11 protein-coding genes and 3 pseudogenes are annotated in these 17,140 nt (G+C 60.0%); 5 read left to right on the top strand and 9 right to left on the bottom strand.

Features of this window, described 5'->3' with window-relative positions; translation table 11 throughout:
- Position 1: 1 nt before the first annotated feature.
- From NKL06_RS03255 to NKL06_RS03240, 4 genes and pseudogenes are all read right to left on the bottom strand, one after another.
- On the bottom strand, positions 2-538 hold the full coding sequence (locus NKL06_RS03255; protein WP_023694767.1) for a dihydrofolate reductase family protein: 537 nt from the start codon (positions 536-538) through the stop codon (positions 2-4).
- A gap of 107 nt (positions 539-645) precedes the next feature.
- A complete protein-coding gene (locus tag NKL06_RS03250; RefSeq protein ID WP_023694768.1) occupies positions 646-1,314 on the bottom strand; it encodes a 4'-phosphopantetheinyl transferase family protein in 669 nt (222 codons plus the stop codon).
- The gene (locus NKL06_RS03245; RefSeq protein ID WP_023694769.1) at positions 1,311-1,769 is read right to left on the bottom strand and encodes a GNAT family N-acetyltransferase; all 459 of its coding nucleotides are present in this window, start codon (positions 1,767-1,769) and stop codon (positions 1,311-1,313) included. The genes NKL06_RS03250 and NKL06_RS03245 overlap by 4 nt, the downstream gene beginning before the upstream one ends.
- Positions 1,769-5,856 (bottom strand): annotated as a pseudogene (locus NKL06_RS03240) (Pls/PosA family non-ribosomal peptide synthetase). The gene NKL06_RS03245 and the pseudogene NKL06_RS03240 overlap by 1 nt, the downstream one beginning before the upstream one ends.
- Positions 5,857-6,217: 361 nt before the next feature.
- On the opposite strand from NKL06_RS03240, the pseudogene NKL06_RS03235 reads away from it, so the two are divergent.
- The 3 genes and pseudogenes from NKL06_RS03235 to NKL06_RS03225 all read left to right on the top strand — a co-directional run bounded on the left by NKL06_RS03235 (position 6,218) and on the right by NKL06_RS03225 (position 8,131).
- Positions 6,218-7,414 (top strand): annotated as a pseudogene (locus tag NKL06_RS03235) (IS256 family transposase).
- Positions 7,415-7,549: 135 nt separating this feature from the next.
- Positions 7,550-7,936, top strand: a pseudogene (locus tag NKL06_RS03230) (LysR substrate-binding domain-containing protein); the annotation flags it as partial.
- An 18-nt stretch (positions 7,937-7,954) separates the two neighbouring features.
- Positions 7,955-8,131, top strand: coding sequence for a hypothetical protein (locus NKL06_RS03225; protein ID WP_155927370.1), 177 nt, complete (start codon positions 7,955-7,957; stop codon positions 8,129-8,131).
- Positions 8,132-8,408: 277 nt separating this feature from the next.
- On the opposite strand, the gene NKL06_RS03220 is transcribed toward NKL06_RS03225, so the two are convergent.
- The 5 genes from NKL06_RS03220 to NKL06_RS03200 all read right to left on the bottom strand — a co-directional run bounded on the left by NKL06_RS03220 (position 8,409) and on the right by NKL06_RS03200 (position 14,078).
- On the bottom strand, positions 8,409-10,007 hold the full coding sequence (locus tag NKL06_RS03220) for a non-canonical purine NTP pyrophosphatase (RefSeq protein WP_023694449.1): 1,599 nt from the start codon (positions 10,005-10,007) through the stop codon (positions 8,409-8,411).
- Positions 10,000-11,037, bottom strand: coding sequence for a beta-ribofuranosylaminobenzene 5'-phosphate synthase family protein (locus tag NKL06_RS03215; RefSeq protein WP_198027087.1), 1,038 nt, complete (start codon positions 11,035-11,037; stop codon positions 10,000-10,002). The genes NKL06_RS03220 and NKL06_RS03215 overlap by 8 nt, the downstream gene beginning before the upstream one ends.
- The gene (locus NKL06_RS03210; protein ID WP_023694447.1) at positions 10,976-11,689 is read right to left on the bottom strand and encodes a hypothetical protein; all 714 of its coding nucleotides are present in this window, start codon (positions 11,687-11,689) and stop codon (positions 10,976-10,978) included. Before NKL06_RS03210 ends, NKL06_RS03215 begins: the two co-directional genes overlap by 62 nt.
- The gene (locus NKL06_RS03205) at positions 11,689-12,828 is read right to left on the bottom strand and encodes a DNA adenine methylase (protein WP_081725550.1); all 1,140 of its coding nucleotides are present in this window, start codon (positions 12,826-12,828) and stop codon (positions 11,689-11,691) included. Before NKL06_RS03205 ends, NKL06_RS03210 begins: the two co-directional genes overlap by 1 nt.
- 302 nt (positions 12,829-13,130) lie before the next feature.
- Positions 13,131-14,078, bottom strand: a complete 948-nt coding sequence (locus NKL06_RS03200; RefSeq protein ID WP_155927372.1) for a PD-(D/E)XK nuclease domain-containing protein — start codon at positions 14,076-14,078, stop codon at positions 13,131-13,133.
- A 475-nt stretch (positions 14,079-14,553) separates the two neighbouring features.
- On the opposite strand from NKL06_RS03200, the gene NKL06_RS03195 reads away from it, so the two are divergent.
- Together NKL06_RS03195 and NKL06_RS03190 are read left to right on the top strand one after the other, a co-directional pair.
- A complete protein-coding gene (locus NKL06_RS03195) occupies positions 14,554-15,612 on the top strand; it encodes a LacI family DNA-binding transcriptional regulator (protein WP_023694445.1) in 1,059 nt (352 codons plus the stop codon).
- Between the two features lie 69 nt (positions 15,613-15,681).
- Positions 15,682-16,920, top strand: a complete 1,239-nt coding sequence (locus NKL06_RS03190; RefSeq protein WP_023689585.1) for an ABC transporter substrate-binding protein — start codon at positions 15,682-15,684, stop codon at positions 16,918-16,920.
- Positions 16,921-17,140: the final 220 nt, after the last annotated feature.

Genomic DNA, 17,140 nt, shown 5'->3' with positions numbered 1-17,140 from the left:
CTCACACCCTTCCAGCCGCATATTCCAGCGCCACCACGCCATTGCTGAACTGTACGGCCGAGATCGGCTCCAACGCCACCGGCATATCGGACGGGAACAGCTTCTTGCCCTCGCCGACGGTGCCAGGGTAGCTGAGCAGCCTGACGCGATCGACCAGACCATGGCGCAGCAATTCCCGCGCGACGCTGAGGCTGCCATGCACATAGATGTTGCCGCCGCTGCCTTGCTTCAGCGCCCGAACCGCTTCCGGCAACGCACCCGTCAGCAGCTCGGCCGGTTTCCAGTCAAGTGCCTTCAGGGTTGTCGACGCGACATATTTCGGCAGCGCATTGAACCGGTCGGCGAAGCCTCCGGTTTCCTTGGGCCAAGAGCCGGCAAAAATCTCGTAGGTCGTGCGCCCCAGAAGCATGGCCCCGCTGTCGGCAAGCTCGTCCTCCTTGAACCTTTGCATCTCATCGTTCCAGGTCACGCTGGGCAGCTTCTCGACCTCGGCGATGCCATCGATGCTGATGAACTCGGTGACAATAAGGTTTCTCATGGCGCTCTCCTTCTTCTGTCAAAGGACGAACCGCGTGAGCCTTTTGCACCGCTCTGCGAAAAAAATGCGCTTTGTTGAGCAGTTGTCGGGCGCTGGTCCATTCGCGCTTAAAGGGGTGCGCTTCGGGCACCATCGACGAACGCCAGAACGACCACGCACGGAGCAACGCAGTAAACCAGTCTCGCTCTGCGGCCCGTCTTCGTCACAGCGGCGCTTGCGTCGAGATCGACGGTGATGTCCTCATAGCCCAGCACTTCGCCATCAAGCGGGTAGGCGGCCTTGTAGACAGCTTCCTTGGCGGCAAAAAGGATGCGACCGGCAAGATACGGGTCGGTTGCGTCGATCCGGTCAGCGGGGACTGCAACCAGCGCGAAGATGTCGTCGGGCAGGGGCAAAGCGGGCTCGATATCGATGCCGAGCGAGGCGACGTGGGAGAGCGGCGCGACGGCCGCCACGGCTATCTCGTCGTCGTGAGCCAGCGACCCCGTTACTCCATGAGGCCATACCGGTGCGCCGGAGGAGCCGCGGAGGATAGCGACGTCGTTCAAGCCCATATCCGCCAGCAGCTCGTGCGCGATCCACCGCGCCGCGCCACTCGCCCGCCGCATCAGCGGCAGGCGTGACGGGATGGAGCGTGCTTCCTGCGGCAGCAAATGGTTCTCATCGCCTTCGCGGATCGTGCGGCATCCGATCCGAACGCCGGCCGGTGCCATGGCGGCCATCGCCGCCAGCAACTGCGCCGACAGGCTGGCACCGGCATCGGCCGGGCGCGTCATGGCTGTTCGCCCTGCAGAGCGAGGTCGGCGATCATTTCGCCGTCCTCGTCCAGTCCCTCTTCGACGAAACCGGCAGCGCGATAGAGGCGGCGTGCCGCTTCATTCCCAGGTTCGTAGCAGATCGAAACGTGGCTGATGTGGCCGAGCCCCATGATTTCATCCAGCACTTCGCGCAAAGCGGCCTTGCCGTAGCCTTGGCCCTGATGGACGCGATCGATCATGAAGCGGTAGATCCGCGCCCCGTCGTCGTCCTCCGGCGCCTCGTACATCAGGAAACCGACGATGCGATCCCCTGCCATGACAACGCGCGGCCGTGCGTCCCCGTCGGTTTCGGCTTCGTCCAGCGACTCCGCATTGCTGGCGACGAAATCCATCTGATCCGGGGCCAGCTCCAGGGCCGCGACCACAGCCCGGTTGGCCGCAGTCACCGAAACGAGGCGGATGTCTGTGCTCATCAAGCCGTTGCCTTGACGCCATCCTCCGGCACCGGCTCGACGAAGCGATGCAGCTTTGCCGGGTTGCCCCGCCAGATCGAGTTGGGCTCCAGCTCTTCGCCCTTCATCACGAAGGAGTCCGCGTCGACCATCGAGCCTTTGCCCATCACCACGCCGTAGTGGACAAAGGCGGAAGGCCCGAGCGTGCAGCCATCGCAGATGCGGATGAAATCGGACTTGAACGCGCCTTCTTCCAGCGAATGGGCCTGGATCACGCAGCCCTCGTTGAGCGTGACGTCGTCGCCGATCTCGACCAGCGAACGCTCGGTCAAATTGCTGCCGCCGTCATAGACCCGGCTGCCGACCTTGACGCCGAGCAGGCGCAGGATCATCGGCCGGAACGGCGTGCCGGCGAACAGGCGCACGATGGGCGAATCCGCCAGCTTCCAGTGGCGTTCGTGGCGCCAGAAGGCGACGTCGTAGATCGTCGTCATCTGCGGCTTCAGCCGGCCAAAGCCAAGGCTTGCCCGCTCGACCAGAATGTAGAACGGAATGGTGATCGCCGAGGTCAAAAGCACGGCGGCGAACAGGGCGACCTCCGCCCATTCCGTATAGTAGTTCAGCGCCCGGTCCCAGATCGCCAGCGTGACGAACAGCATGATCCATTGCGTTGCCAGGAACAGAAGAATGGTCACCAGGTTGTGGCGGTTCTTGTGCGGGATGCGCCGGCGCCGGTCGGCCTCGTCGACGCCGGCGATAAGCTCCTTGTCGCGGTTCACCATGCGCGGGATTTCAAACGCAGGCGAACCGAGAAGGCCGACATTCTCGCGCACCGGCCCATCGATGGGATCATCACCTTGGTGCCGAGCAGCACGTTGTCGCCGGTGCGGCCGTCCGGCGGATAATAGATGTTGTTGCCGAGATAGTTGCGTTCGCCGATGCGCGTCGGCTCGAGCCTGAAGGCCGAGGCGGACTTGTGCATGTTGATCATGAACAGCCCGTCCGAGACCATGGTCTCGGTGCCGATCTCGCACAGAAGCGGGTTTTCGTGCTGCTGGTTGGAGCCGAAATTGGAGCCGGTCTGCACCACTCTGTTGAGGTTCCAGCCGATGGCGCGCATGTAGTGCACGATTGCCGAGCTGTCGCCGGCCAGGAGCCCGAGCACGCGGGAATTGCTGGCGAATTCGGCGACGGTCTGCAGCCAGTAGCGGAAACCGTAAAGCGTGTAGGTGCGGCCCGGCTTCAAGATCAGGCTCGTCAGGCGCGGCACCAGCGTCGCTGCCAGGAAAGCCGCCGCGATATAGCCGAAAAGCGTGACCGTGGTGCCGATCGCGACAAGGCCGATCGTCTCCTGATAGTCGTCGCCGACATATTCCCAGTAGCTGTGGAACAGGAGCGGCAGCGGGGTGACGAGGCCAAACAGGCCGACCAGCTGCAGCGCTTCATAGAGAAAGCGCCGGACCTGGTAAGGATTGACATTGCGCACCTTGCAATAGTCCGCCGTGGTCGGCACCGCCGGCGATCCATGCCAGTGCTCGCCGTCCGGGATGCTTTGCCCGCGATGCAGCGAGGACGAATGGCCGAGCTGGGCGCCGTTGCCGATCCTGGTGTCGATGTCGAGCGTGGAGCCGACGCCGACGAAAGCATCGCGGCCGATGGTCAGCGGCCCGGTGTGGATATAACCGGACTGGGCCCTGAAGCCGAGGATCATCGATTCCTTGCGCAGGATGGTGTTGGCGCCGATGGAAATAAGATCCGTGCAGACGGGCACGGACTTCGATTCGATGACGGCGTTTTTCCCGAGCTTGGTGCCGAGCAGCTGCAGATAGAGGCTGTAGAGCGGGCTGCCGCGGAACAGCACGACGGGTGCGGTGCGGATCAACGTCTTGACCACCCAGAAGCGGAAGTAGCGCACGCCCCAGATCGGAAACGCCTCGGCCTTCCAGCGGCCGATGAGCACCCATTTCGCCAGGACGGCAAAGCCCGACATGCCGAAGAACACGGCGGCCGAGAGCGCCACGCACCGGATATAGAGCTGCAGCGGATCGTCGAGCGCGTCATACATCCAGTTGAGGCCGTCATTGATCGCCCACAGTGCCACGTAGCTGTAGAGGCCGTAGAACGAAAGCTGCGCCGCGCCGCAGGTCCAGTAGGCGAAATTCGAGGCCCGGCGGGTGAGGACCGGCTCGTTGGTTGCCGTCGTCATCTCCTCCGCTACCCCCAGATGCAGCGCCAGGCGCGCCACCGTGGGATAGAGATAGATGTCGCGCATCGACGTCGTCGCCCATTCCTTCCTGGTGCGCACGCGCGCGCAGAAATGCGCCATCAGCAAGGAGTTGGCGCCGAGATCGTCGAAGAAGTGATCCTCGACCGACACCGCGTCGAATTTCAGCACCGTGGCCAGCGCTTCCGCCAGGAATCGCTCGTCCTCATTGCCGGGCGGCACCATCGTGCGATCGGCCGAAAGCCGGACGCTCGTCGGCTTCGGCAGTTGGCGCAGGTCTACCTTGTTGGAGACGGTCATCGGGATGGCAGGCAGTTCCTCCAGATAGGCGGGCACCATGTAGTCGGGCAGCCGCCGCTTCATCGTCTGGGCGAGATCCGCACGGGAAACCGCCGCTACGCCGGTTTTAAGCGCGTAATAGGCAACGAGTTCGACGCGGCCGGGCTCGATCTCCCAGGTGGTGACGGCGGCCTGCGCGATCTCGGGCTGGTCGAGCAGCACCGCCTCGATCTCGCCGAGCTCGATGCGATATCCGCGAATCTTCACCTGCGTGTCGATGCGCCCGGCATACTCGATCTCGCCGCTATCGTTGATCCGGCCAAGATCGCCGGTGCGGTAGATGCGCTGCGACGGGTTGTTCGGCAGGCCGACGAAATCGGCGATGAATTTCTGGTCGGTCAGGTCCGGCCGGTTCAGATAACCGACGGCGAGCCCGATGCCGGCAATGCCGATCTCGCCCAGTTCACCGGGCTCGGCAAGTTGCGGCAGCGAAGCGTCGAGAATGACGATCGAGTAAGTCGGCAACGGCGCGCCGATTGTGACGGGACGGTCCGGCGTCAGCGCCCCCATCGTTGCGGTGACGGTCGCCTCGGTCGGCCCGTAGGTGTTGAGGATCTGCCGGCCCGGCTTCGACCAGCGCACCACCAGATTGTGGGGGCAGGCCTCGCCGCCCACCAAAAGCGTGCGCAGGCTGGGCACATCCGATGTCATCGATGACAACAATGTCGGGCTGCAGGCCATGCAGGTGATGTCATGGAGGCGCAGGAAATCCGCCAGTTCCTCGCCCACCAGCGGCATCTGGCCAGGTGCCGGCACCACCGTCGCGCCGGCGACGAACGGCACCCAGATCTCTTCGGAGGAAAAGTCGAAGGCAATGGTCATGCCCTGATAGACCCGGTCGCCCGGCCGGTAGCCGTAGGAGGCGGCGGCGACGTGTATGAAATTGACGAAGCTCTGGTGCGTGATGACCACGCCCTTGGGCTTGCCGGTGGTGCCCGAGGTATAGAGGATGTAGCAGATGTCGTCGGTCGCCTGCGGCTTCAGCGGCGCGGGCGACTGTGCGGAAATTTCGGCGGCGGCGCTGTCGATCAGCACATGGGGAACGGGCAGTTGACCGGCGCGCGACGCATAGGCGGCGATGGTGACGATCATGCTGACGGCGGCGTCTTCGATGATCAGCGCCATCCGCTCCTGCGGAAACGCGGTGGCCAGCGGCACGAAGGCAGCCCCCGCCTTCATCACCGCCAGCAACGCCACATAGGTCTCCGCCGAGCGGTCGAGGATGAGCCCGACCCGGTGGCCCGGCCGCACGCCGTGCTTGATCAGCATGCGGGCGAACCGGTTGGCGCGGCTGTTCAGCTCCTGATAGGTCCACACGCGCCCTTCGGAGATCACCGCCGGCAGTGCGGCAAACGTTACGGCGAGCTGCTCGAACACCGCATTGAGCCGCTCACCCGGCTGCCGGGCAAAGTCGGCGCCCGTCAGGACCTGGCCGTTCCTTGTCGGGCCGCGAGCGATCCTTGCCAGCGCATCGATGCTTGCCAGGCTGCCGATCGCCGTTGCCGCGTCGCTGTCCAGTTCGGCGATATCGTAGTCCATGTCCATACTTTCTCGTCCTCGCCGGGCATTGCCCGGCTGTTCATGCCGCCGCTGGAGGAGGCACTGCGCCGCCGCTGCGATTTTGTTGGTGGAGGGCCTCCAAAAAGGAAGTGCCCGGAATCCCGACCGGGAAGCTTATGCCACCCGATCTTTTCGCCGGTTTTTCCGAACTGTTGAATTTTGTTTCTGGAGTGTGTCTGGGCGGGGATTTGCCGGGCCTCGTTGACCCTTGCGGGGCAGGGGTTCAGCCTCAGTGGCGACCCGGAAAGGGTAGTGTGCTGAGAGTTCTGCAAATTCGCTGAGAGGGGGCGGTCATGGCGGGCTGGTGATTGTTCACGTCACCTGATTCCCGCGAAGGAACGCCACCATGACCAAGACTGAAGTTAAGACCGCCAGCGCTGCCGTCAAAGACATTTTGCTTTCGAACCCGGATGGATTGCACGAAGTGCTCCGTGCGGTGATGCAGGAGGTGCTTGAGGCCGAGATGGACGAGGCGCTGGGTGCCTCGAAGAGCGAGCGCACGCCCGAACGGCTTGGCTATCGCTCGGGCTATTACGGCCGTACCCTTGTGACGCGGGTCGGCAAGCTCGAGCTGCGGGTTCCGCAGGACCGGGCCGGGCGCTTCTCCACCGAGCTGTTCGAGCGCTACCAGCGTTCCGAGCGGGCCTTGGTGGCGACACTGGCGGAGATGTATGTGCAGGGCGTGTCGACCCGCAAGGTGAAGGCGATCACGGAAGAACTGTGCGGCCATGCCTTCTCGGCCTCGACGATCTCGGCCATCAACAAGCGGCTGGACGAGAGCCTCGCTGCCTTTGCCAGGCGCCCCCTTCAATAGCCGTTTCCTTACCTCATCCTCGATGCGCGCTACGAGAAGGTGCGTGAAGCCGGTGTTGTCATGAGCCAGGCGGTGCTGATCGCGGTCGGCATCGACTGGGACGGAAGGCGCCAGATCCTGGCCGTGGAGATGGCCAATCGCGAGAGCCGCTCGGCCTGGAGGGACTTCCTCGTCGGCCTCAAGGCGCGCGGCCTCAAGGGCGTCGAGTTGGTTGTGTCCGACGATCACGCCGGCCTGGTGGCAGCGATCGGCGAGGTGATCCCCGAAGCCGCCTGGCAACGCTGCTACGTGCACTTCCTCAGGAACGCGCTCGATCATCTGCCGAGGAAGCACGGCGACGACTGCCTGCAGGAATTGCGCTGGCTCTACGACCGGCGCGATCTCGCAGAGGCCAGGGCTGATCTTGCCGCATGGCTTGCCAAATGGTCGGCACGCTATCCGCGCCTGACAGGCTGGGCCGAGGATGCCATCGAACAAACCCTGACCTTCTTCAGGCTGCCGAGACAGCACCACAAGCATCTCAAATCCACCAACATGCTGGAGCGGCTCAACGAGGAAATCCGCCGGCGCACCTATGTCGTGCGCATCTTCCCCAACACCGAAAGCTGCCTGCGCCTGGTCAGGGCGTTGGCCGTCGAGACCAATGAAAACTGGATGGAGGCCAACCGATACATCAATATGGACGACCTGCGCGAGCACAAGAAGCTCGCTCTGCGCCAAGCCGCATGACCAGCATCATGGCCGCCCCATTTTGCAGAACTTGACGCACACAACCCCGGAAAGAGACTATGAGCGAACCTCATGCAGACGGCGCCGGCGAGCTGTCTATAATGGAGCGCTACGGCGACCCAGCAGCAGAGCGATGCTTCGCCGGACTACTTTTCCCGCCATCCGGTTCCGGCCGCGCCCCAGGACCTGGTCGATCACGACTGCATCAATATGCGGCAGGCGACGTTCGGCGGATTGTATGCCTGGGAATTCGCCAGGGATGGCCGCGACCTTCGTGTGCGGGTGGAAGGCCAACTTACCTTCAATTCGTCCATTCCCATGATCGAGGCTGCGACAAGCGGTTTCGGGATCGCCTATGTCCCGGAAAACCTCGTCAGCCACCACATCGCCGAGGGACGCCTCAGGCTCGTGCTTGACGACTGGAGCCCGCCATTTGCCGGCTATCACCTCTACTATCCAAGCAGGCGACAGCTCTCCCCTGCGATGGCGGTGATCACCGACGCGCTCCGCCATCGCATCTGACCCCCAGACTGTTGGATCATGAAGCTGAGCTTGGTAAATGGCAGGTTCTACCTGGCCCGGCTGTTCATGCCGCCGCTGGAGCAGGCGCTGCGCCGCAGCTGCGATTTTGTTGGTGGTCCAAAAAGGAAGAACCCGGAAACCCGACTGGGAAGCTTATCCCACCCGATCTTTTCGCCGGTTTTTCCGAACTGTTGAATTTTGGTTCTGGAGTGTGTCTGGGGGATCTTGGCCGGCCCGCGTTGGCCCTTGCGGGGGGCTGCGGCCTCCGTGGTATCGAGCCTCTGCAGACGGCGCCGGAGAGGCCGTCCTCGACGCAGCCGAGTTTCTATCGCTGAGGCTGGTCCGACAAGGAGGTGCGCGGCGATGGTGATGTGGCCCGCAGCGAGACTATGGCGATCTTTGAACCGGGAAATCGAGAATGGCGGTGGAGACGCGAGGCACCAATGGCCAAGAGTGAAGGCTGGTTGATAAGCTAGTTTCCAGCTCGCACTGTTGACCTAAGCGTGCGGATAGCCATGCCATAGCCGGTATTGGAGAGTCGGTATTTCTTTGCATTCTTGTTTCCGAAAATCTCATAAAAAACGTAGTAGTCTTGATTGAAATATCTACTGACGTTGTCTTTATGCTTCGGGTTAATTCTTGGAAACACTGTAGAAATCAAATTTGCCATTTCGGTCGTCGTATAGAATTTTCGAGTTTCGTCGTCCTTCCATACGCTCAACAGCGCGATCAAAATCGCGTCTTGCAACCCGATATCGGAGATCTTGGCAAGCGAATTGAGGCTCGCGTCGACGTTGATTTCATTCTTACTTTCGGCTCCGACCAGTTGGCTGATCGAATCCAAGTAATTTTGCATGCTGCCATCATTGCTGAGAACCAGAACACCAGGTGATTGTCTAATAACTTCCAATCCCATGCGCTGTTGCTGATGATCCCTCGCGCGAAACTCGCCAATAGAGAGGTCATCGCCCGGCCGCGCACGCGCGAGCAACCTCTCAAAACGGACTTGCTCATCTGCGGCGACGAAGCGTCGTGTAAAATACTTCCCGCATAGCGCCAGCTCTTTTTCGAGATGGATGATTTCTTGCTGCGCCCGAAAACCGGAAATTACTATGGGCTCAGAAAGATTATCCAGTATGTACTCGGCAACCTTTTCTGCGGCAATCGTTGGCTTTTGAGCCAAGGCACTTTCAGCAAAATCTCCGATCGACAGCATTCCGCGATAGCCGTGGCGATAGTAATAGCTCAGATACATAAAGTCGCTAGCTTCAACGTGTAGATACCCAAAGGCTCTGGCAAGATAATGACTCGCCGCTGTTTTTCCAGCACAGGTATATCCACAGAGAATGATGTTGGGCTTGTGATCGAGCGGCAGTTGCATTTGTATGCTAGCCGCCGAGGAATAGCGGCGTTCGTCTAGAAATCTAAACAATTGCTGGAAGGATTTCCGTCTGAAATCTACGCGATCTGCGACCTCGATAGGCAGTGAGCCAAGCGGCGCATCGCACCCCTCCGGCTGGAACCACCGGTTGAAAGATCTATTGTCTAGCCATGGGTACACAAGGTTCGTAGCGTAATCCCGTTCCTGATCGACGATGGATCCGCGCTGCTCTCCATGGAAGACGATATATTCACTCGTAACTCCCCAGGAATTTCTGTAATTAGTCGGGACGTAGAGCAAGACATCAGAGCGAACCGTCGCGCCGCGCGCGTTGCCAGTGGCGCGCAGCATCGAGTCCAAGCTCTCGAAAGTACGACCTTCCATCCAATACTTGATATCGACCCCCGGTATGTCGTTGTCTGTTCCGCTCAGCGCGTCGATACGGACCGAGGTGTCTTCTAAAATGAACGGGTGTGTCGCTTCCGAATAGCCTGCCTTGAGTATTTGGCTCTTTGCGCTTCTATAGCTGGCTTCCAAGATGGCTTCGCGTGAGACCAGTCGGGGCTCAATATAGCCCGCATGATATGTCCGCTGCCGAAACCCCTGAATGCGTATTTGGCGGCCCTCCGCCAAATAGCGTGCGTGCGCGAGTTTGGTTGGATTTGTAGTGAAAAAGGTCAGTTCACGCATCGGCTTTGGCTACACTACGGCCGGCGTTCGCGGGTGAAGTACGATAGACATCACAGCCCAAAGCCTCCGCGCGCTCGGCAATCGCAGTGATCCGACTAGGGTCTGCAAAACAGAATAGCATTGGGCCGAGACTCGACATGCCCACACAATCTGCGCCAGCGTCGAGCAGTTTCATCGAGAGAACGTGTAGTGTTTTGCCATACTCCGCCCGCTCAGCGCGCTTCCAAGCGGTTTCCTGCATAAGTGTCACACCACGACAAAAGGCGTGATAGTTGCGTTCGGCGACTGCAGCGTAAATCTCAAACAGAGCGATATAAGCAGCTTCGAAACTGGCAGTTGCTGGAAGCGGCGTGGTGCGTTCAAAGAATGCGATTTCTTCCTGCTGGGTTTTAGGGACGATTGAGCGCGGTAGGCAAAGAAGAATCGGCCAAGGCGGCATTTGCACAATGGGCAAAGCCAAAGGAAGTCGGGTGGGCATCGTCCGAGAGGATGGCATGTATGGACCGCCGTCACTCGGTCGACCAAGATCACAGACCAGTCCGCCGTTAAAATAGGTGTTGATGCCGATGCCTGATGTCCCGCCGCGCCCCGACGCTGCAATGAGCCGCTCCGTTGAAATGTGAGTCTGATTAAGTAAAGCCAAAGCTTCCATGGCTCCAAGCCGTATCGCCGTAGCTGACCCCATGCCGACGTGGGTGCGCATGCCTCCGCTGATGTGGATAGCTCCCCGTCTTGCCATGCCATGATCCAAAGCGAACTGCTCGAGAATTTCGCCAAGGATGTCTTGTTCGCTGGTGGCCATGGGCAGGGGGCGGTCATCGCGTATTACGAGCCGCGAACTTTCGCATATCTCGATTTCAGCCACCGGCCCCTCTATCGCGAAACCAATGCCCCCATTCTTGCGGAAAGCGCCTTCATGGAGCGACAGCAATCCAAGATGCAGGCGAGGGCGGGCATCCACGCGCACTTCACACATGCGGGCTACAGGAGTTCCAAACTGCTTCAAAGTGATCGTCGTATTTTCGGCCAAATGGCGTCTCGGCCGCGACGTGGATCGCGGGAGCATAGCGGCTCTTGTCCCCTTCGAAAATAGGGCCCGCGACCAAGTCATTGTCTACCAGGACGAAACTATGATGTGCGGCATCTGCAAATCGGCGCAGCTCTACCCTGCCATTAAACTGCTTCTGGAGTGCAGCGATCTTTGGGAGCATGCCGCGCGCGCGATTTTTTGCATCATCGCCCATGTGCTTTTCATCTGGAATGAGCAGCCGAACCTTAAGTTGGCTGTATTTAATAAGTGCATCGACCAAAACCTTATCGTCGCTTTCCGTGTCAAGAAAATCTTGGATAAAGCGGCTGCATGATGCGCCCATTACATCAACGCGCCTCTTACTGCCGACAACGAGACGACGATAGTAGTTCTGATCGTGGCGGTTCGCGAGGAGTGCTTTGACCCCCATTCGTCTGAATCCGTCAAGCTCTTGGATTGGCCGCAACAAGGTTAGAAAGGTAGCGAGATAGACAATCAAGCCCGTAACAATGCCGCCGACAAAACCCAGAGTTTTTACGCTGCTCGGGTCTATCCTGTAGTACCAGTAACCCAAGCCTATCGACGTTAGGGTGATAGCTATGGTTAGAATCAGCCAGAGCGGCACACGGATTTTATCGAGCTCGAAGTTCATCACCGTGGGTATCCGATAAAGAGAAGCTCGCGTTTGCGTGCCTTGCTGAGTGCATGATTGTGTTCTGCAGAATGAACAGAGACTTGTGAAAAGCGCGCTTCGAAATGCGCTTTGATTTCAGCCTCGGAAGGAAAGGCGCCTGATACGTAAGATAGAACTACAATCGAGTGTTGATGCCTGTCTATGAACGAAAAGAGGCGGTCCTTGAACGAACGCGTGCTGGCCCACTCCGGAAACCAACTGGGCGGCTCGAATAGACGAATATTGGACTTCGTATCGATCAACTTTTCCCACTCGTTGTAGCGCGCGAGCCCTTCCAAAAAATGATAGCGGCGCCAATAGTCGTCGCGGTTACGTCGCTCCTCTCGCCCGATGTAGGGCGGGTCAATATAGACTAAGTCATAGCCGGGAGCTATGTCTTCGGCGTTGCCGGAGGGGAGGATAGAAAAAGAACCATTGCTAACAGATCTTCGAACAATGTCGTCGTAGGCCTGCAGGGCATGATGCGTAAAGCTTCGTTCCCATGTTACAGCATTGCCAAAGCTTCGATGAACCGTCAAATTTGTGCGCAGGTGGATATTGGCTCGATGGAATAGATTGAACGGTCTCTTTTTTAAACACGCCTGATAGATAACATAACGTAGCAATGATCGTTCTTCGACGGATCGTTCCTCGCTGTCAATCAAGTGGAAAAAACCGTCAAGCCAAGAATTTTCTTCATCTTTGAAAAATATTTCTGAAAAATGTTGCGAAATTACTCCTGCTTTAGGTTTAACCGAATCCAATAGGGCCTTGACGTTACCGCGGGAAAGTGCCGGTTTGTCGGCGAGTATGGATCGACCAACATCTTCATTGAAGAGAAGCCCATCATGATAAGTAACGCGCTTTCGCATCGCCCTAAACATCAGAGAAACAGAGCCGGTGCCTCCAAATGCATCGAGTACGCTATCAAAACGAACCGCGCCCAAATGGGAATACATCCAGCCAAGTAGTCTGCGCTTGCTGCCGTAATATCGAGTTTGAGGAAAGCTAGCAATTGCATCCGGGACGGGCTGGATTAGCTGCAGTTTCGTCGGAGCGTCCCACGAAAAATCGGCCGACAAGGCTGCCGCCGGACGATCTGCGATGGTACCTGCCATGTTTGCCCCTGCAGCGCCGGCACGCTAACTTTTTTCTTTTCTTTGCATCAACCGTACTGCGGCGAACGCTCCGGGAGATCGCACCTGTACACCATTGCTGTCTACCTGAGAACTGACCATCAAAGCGGACCTGTTGCGGGGAGCGGGCGAGAGGGCAACTATTCCGCTGGTGCGGGCCTAAGGCAGCCATCCGTGGGAACGACCCTAGTGCCAAATCCAGGCATTACAGAGGATCGGCGGTGCCCCACCAATGGATTGTACGGAACGGCGGCCCAGAACTATTACGGTAGGAAGTGCCGTTTTCAGCCCGTTGGGCGGGGTGCCCGCGGCCTGCGTGCTTTCGTTGTAGGCGAGGACTTCGCTCGATTTAGCGTCCGTACAGCTTCAAGCGCCTTGGTCTTGTCCTTGTCCTTGACCTTAGGACCTTGCCGACCCGGTCCGTTGACGAAGATGATCGACCACCGATCGCCATCCGTAATCGAGGACTTGAAGTGCTCCTCGATCACGTTGGCATGGAGAATCGGCTGCGTCGTGTAGATCACGGCGTAGAATTTTCCCCAGTTAGGGTCGCCCGCATAATTTGTCATGTCAGCGGATATTCCCTCCAAGGCGACCTTCACGCCTGTCTCGTTGACCGCGAATTTGTATTCGACAAGGGCACCAAGAGATTTCACGCCAAAGTCAGGCTTGTACTTGGTGACCGTCTTGTCGATTTGTGGCTTATCCACGAAGTCGGGGAATGCGTACCTCACGATCTGTGCGATAGCATTGTCGACACGCAGTTCCTCCTGGGGAACCAGTCCCTGATCGGCAATTATCCCTGCCGTGTTTTTGAGAATCGATTCCAGCATCGACATGCCGGTCGTCGCGCTTCCGTCCACCATGACCGCCATGGCCTCGAACGTGGCGTCAAGTTCACTGAGAACCGGTGAGTAGAAATCCTCTAGCATTTCGATCAGCGCAGAACCGGTTATCTTTTTAATGCTCTTGCGGCGCGCCACTAGGTCGGCCTTGGTCTGAGGCAGCCTCAGCCGCTCGGCCAACATCCCAATCTCTCGGAAGGCCTTCTCGACGTTGTAAACGAAACTGACCTCGGCCAGATCGTAGGTAGTATCCGTCTGGTCGATCTGGTCGACAGACCTGTACGCTTGGTTCTCGATCTGCTGGATCATCTCATAGGACGTTGCCCACGCTCTCTTAAGTGTCTGGCGGATATGGTGAACCAGCAGGTGCTCGGCTTTCGTTGTCATCGTTTCCTCCATTTGTCCGCAATCGCGTGGCGCGCGGGCAAGCAAGCCGGGATCAGTGTGCGCCGCCGCCACCCCGAGCGGTTCCAGCCTATCGCTGTCGTATAGTTCGGCGAAAAGCGAAGCGAATCCTTCCAAGTGTGCGAACGGATGATGAAGCTTCTTGCATTCGTCTATCGTTCGTCAATCAAAACTCCCTCCGGATCGGTCAGACCTTATGTCTGCAAAGGCCAACCCCGGAGGTTTGCGGCTTTTTTGCTCGGCTGCCCGCTTTTCACTCTGCTGATACCAACCGACAGTCCGCTCCTGACCCAATTTCGGCATTTTAATGCCCACTTGCCATCCCCAGATTCTCATCATAGTCTCCCTTGAGAAAACCTTTTCCCAGTCCGCGCAGCATCCGCCACCCACCCACATCGACACGCTACTGCCCAGTAAGAGAAAACCTTTTCCCAAACCGAGAACCGACACCCTAACCATGGCCCCCGACACGTTGCCACCACCCGCCAAGCAACCCGTCACCCTGCGTGAAGTGGCGGCGATGGCTGGCGTCAGCGTGGCCACGGCCTCGAAGGCGCTGAACGGGCAGGGGCGGATGACCGCCGAGACGCGGCAGCGCATTCGCGAGACGGCGCAGCGGCTCGGCTTTCGCCCCAACAGCCTGGCGCAGAGCCTGCTGCGGCGGCGCTCCTTTACCGTCGGGCTGTTGACCAACGATACCTATGGCCGCTTTTCGCTGCCGGTCATGTCGGGCATTTCGGATGCGCTGGTCGATGCCGGCGTCTCGGTGTTCATGTGCAATGTCGAGGACGATCCGCGGCTGGCGCAGCTGCATGTCGAGGCGATGCTGGACAAGCGCATCGACGGCATCATCGCCAGCGGCAAGCGCATCGACCGCCATCTGCCGGTCGACCTCGCCAATCTCGGCGTGCCCGTGATCTACGCCTTCAGCCAGCCCGATCCCGATGCCATCGCCTTCGTCTCCGACGATGCCGGCGGAGCGCGGCTGGCGGTCGAGCATTTTTGCCGCCTCGGGCGGCGGCGCATCGCCCATGTCAGCGGTCCCGCCAGTTTTGCCGTGGTGAATGAGCGGGCGCAGGCTTTTCGCGATGTGCTGGCCGCACACGGCCTGCCGGTCACCGAGCCCTTGCTCGGCTCGTGGTCGGAAGCCTGGGGGCATGAAGCCGTCGGAAAGCTGTTCGACGGCCCAACGCTCTTCAACAAGAAGGGAGAGAAACCCGACGCCGTGTTCTGCGGCAACGACCAGATCGCGCGCGGCGTCATCGATGCGCTGCGCGAGCGCGGCTTAGGCGTGCCTGGCGATGTCGGCGTCATCGGCTTCGACAATTGGGAGATCGTGGCGGAGGCAACCCGCCCGCCGCTGACCTCGGTCGACATGAACCTGGCAGCGCTCGGCCGCGAGGCCGGCCTCACACTGCTTTCGCTCGTCGGCGGCCAACCCGCCGCGCCGGGCATCCGAAAACTGCCGTGCCGGCTGGTGGTGCGTCAGTCATGCGGCCGCCCATTGGACGGCTAGGAGAACGTGCGGCGCCATCTAAGGGAGCGCCGCAACAGGGAGGAGAACAGAACCATGAGGAGGAAAACCATGAAGACCGTGATTACCGGGTTCGCGCTCGCCGCGAGCATCATTGCCTTGCCTGCAATGGCCGCCGACACCGCCAACATCTGGGTTCGCGCCGACGGCTCGAACTTCATGCCGCGCATCGTCGATGCCTTCAACAAGGGCCATGAGAACCAGGTCAAGCTGGACATCATTCCCAATGCCGAGATCATCCCGAAATATGGCGCCGCCGCCGCCGGCGGCACGGCGCCCGACGCGCTGTCGCTCGACCTGATCTACACGCCGTCCTTTGCCGCCGCCGGCCAGCTCGAAGACATCACCGATTGGGCGAAATCGCTGCCCTATTTCGCCAGCCTGTCGCCGGCGCATGTCAAGACCGGCACCTACAAGGACCACATTTACGGGCTGCCGTTCTCGGCCGACGCCTCGGTGCTGATCTGGAACAAGAAGCTGTTCAAGCAGGCGGGGCTCGATCCCGACAAGGGACCGGCCAACTGGGCCGAGATCGAGGCCGATGCCGAAAAGGTCAACGCGCTCGGCGGCGACATCAAGGGCTTCTACTTCTCCGGCAATTGCGGCGGCTGCAACATCTTCACCTTCACGCCGCTGATCTGGGCCTCGGGCGGCGACATCCTCTCAGAGGACGGCTCGAAGGCGACGCTGGACAGCCCGCAGCTGCGCGGCGCCATCGACCTCTACCGCTCGATGGTCAAGAAGGACCTGGTACCGGCCGGCGCGCAGACCGACACCGGCGCCAACTTCTTTGCCGCCTTCGCCACCGGCAATATCGGCATTTCGCCGTCCGGCGCCTTCGCCATCGGCGCGCTCAACACGCAGTATCCGGATATCGACTATGGCGTCACCTTCCTGCCGGGCAAGGACAGCGGCTGGTCTTCGTTTGCCGGCGGCGACAATTTCGTCGTCACCAAGGGCACCAAGAAGCTCGCCGTGGTGAAGGAGTTTCTCGACTTCGCCTATTCGCTCGAAGGCCAGACCATCCTGGCCAAATACGGCAGCCTGCCGGTGCGCGGCGACATCGCCAAGGAGGCGCTGAAGGATCTCGATCCGCGCTACCAGATCGCCGCCGAAGCCATGGCCAAGGGCCGCACGCCCTATTCCGTGGTGTTCAACGACCTGATCAACTCGGCCAACGGTCCGTGGACGCAGATGATCAACGAGGTCGTCTTCGGCGACGACGTTGATGGCGCCATCGCCAACGCACAAGAGACCATGCAGTCGATCATCGACCAGGCGCAGAAATAAGGACTGGCCGGCGGCGAGGGCGCATGACGCCCCTGCCGTCGCAGGTCCTGATCCGGCCGCCCGGTCCGTCTCCCTGGACGGGCGGCCGGCGCTCCTTACCCTCCCACTTGTGGGGAGGGTCGCTGCGCAGCAGCGGGGTGGGGGAGGTGTGTCCCACCGCCCTACGAGATCCAACGGAAGAGCAGCATGACCCCTGGCATTCTCAATCATCGCACCGACG

Origin of the sequence: Mesorhizobium sp. C268A, from assembly GCF_040324475.1 — a bacterium.
Classification (GTDB): Bacteria; Pseudomonadota; Alphaproteobacteria; order Rhizobiales; family Rhizobiaceae; genus Mesorhizobium.
Note: the sequence above shows the minus strand (reverse complement) of the source record. Positions and strands in the feature narration are given on the sequence as shown.

What these genes read in the sequence shown, in the direction of transcription:
- NKL06_RS03255 (WP_023694767.1), bottom strand. Translation starts at nt 538, where the DNA reads ATGAGAAACCTTATTGTCACCGAGTTCATCAGCATCGATGGCATCGCC.
- NKL06_RS03250 (WP_023694768.1), bottom strand. Translation starts at nt 1,314, where the DNA reads ATGACGCGCCCGGCCGATGCCGGTGCCAGCCTGTCGGCGCAGTTGCTG.
- NKL06_RS03245 (WP_023694769.1), bottom strand. Translation starts at nt 1,769, where the DNA reads ATGAGCACAGACATCCGCCTCGTTTCGGTGACTGCGGCCAACCGGGCT.
- NKL06_RS03225 (WP_155927370.1), top strand. Translation starts at nt 7,955, where the DNA reads ATGAAGCTGAGCTTGGTAAATGGCAGGTTCTACCTGGCCCGGCTGTTC.
- NKL06_RS03220 (WP_023694449.1), bottom strand. Translation starts at nt 10,007, where the DNA reads ATGCGTGAACTGACCTTTTTCACTACAAATCCAACCAAACTCGCGCAC.
- NKL06_RS03210 (WP_023694447.1), bottom strand. Translation starts at nt 11,689, where the DNA reads ATGAACTTCGAGCTCGATAAAATCCGTGTGCCGCTCTGGCTGATTCTA.
- NKL06_RS03205 (WP_081725550.1), bottom strand. Translation starts at nt 12,828, where the DNA reads ATGGCAGGTACCATCGCAGATCGTCCGGCGGCAGCCTTGTCGGCCGAT.
- NKL06_RS03200 (WP_155927372.1), bottom strand. Translation starts at nt 14,078, where the DNA reads ATGACAACGAAAGCCGAGCACCTGCTGGTTCACCATATCCGCCAGACA.
- NKL06_RS03195 (WP_023694445.1), top strand. Translation starts at nt 14,554, where the DNA reads ATGGCCCCCGACACGTTGCCACCACCCGCCAAGCAACCCGTCACCCTG.
- NKL06_RS03190 (WP_023689585.1), top strand. Translation starts at nt 15,682, where the DNA reads ATGAAGACCGTGATTACCGGGTTCGCGCTCGCCGCGAGCATCATTGCC.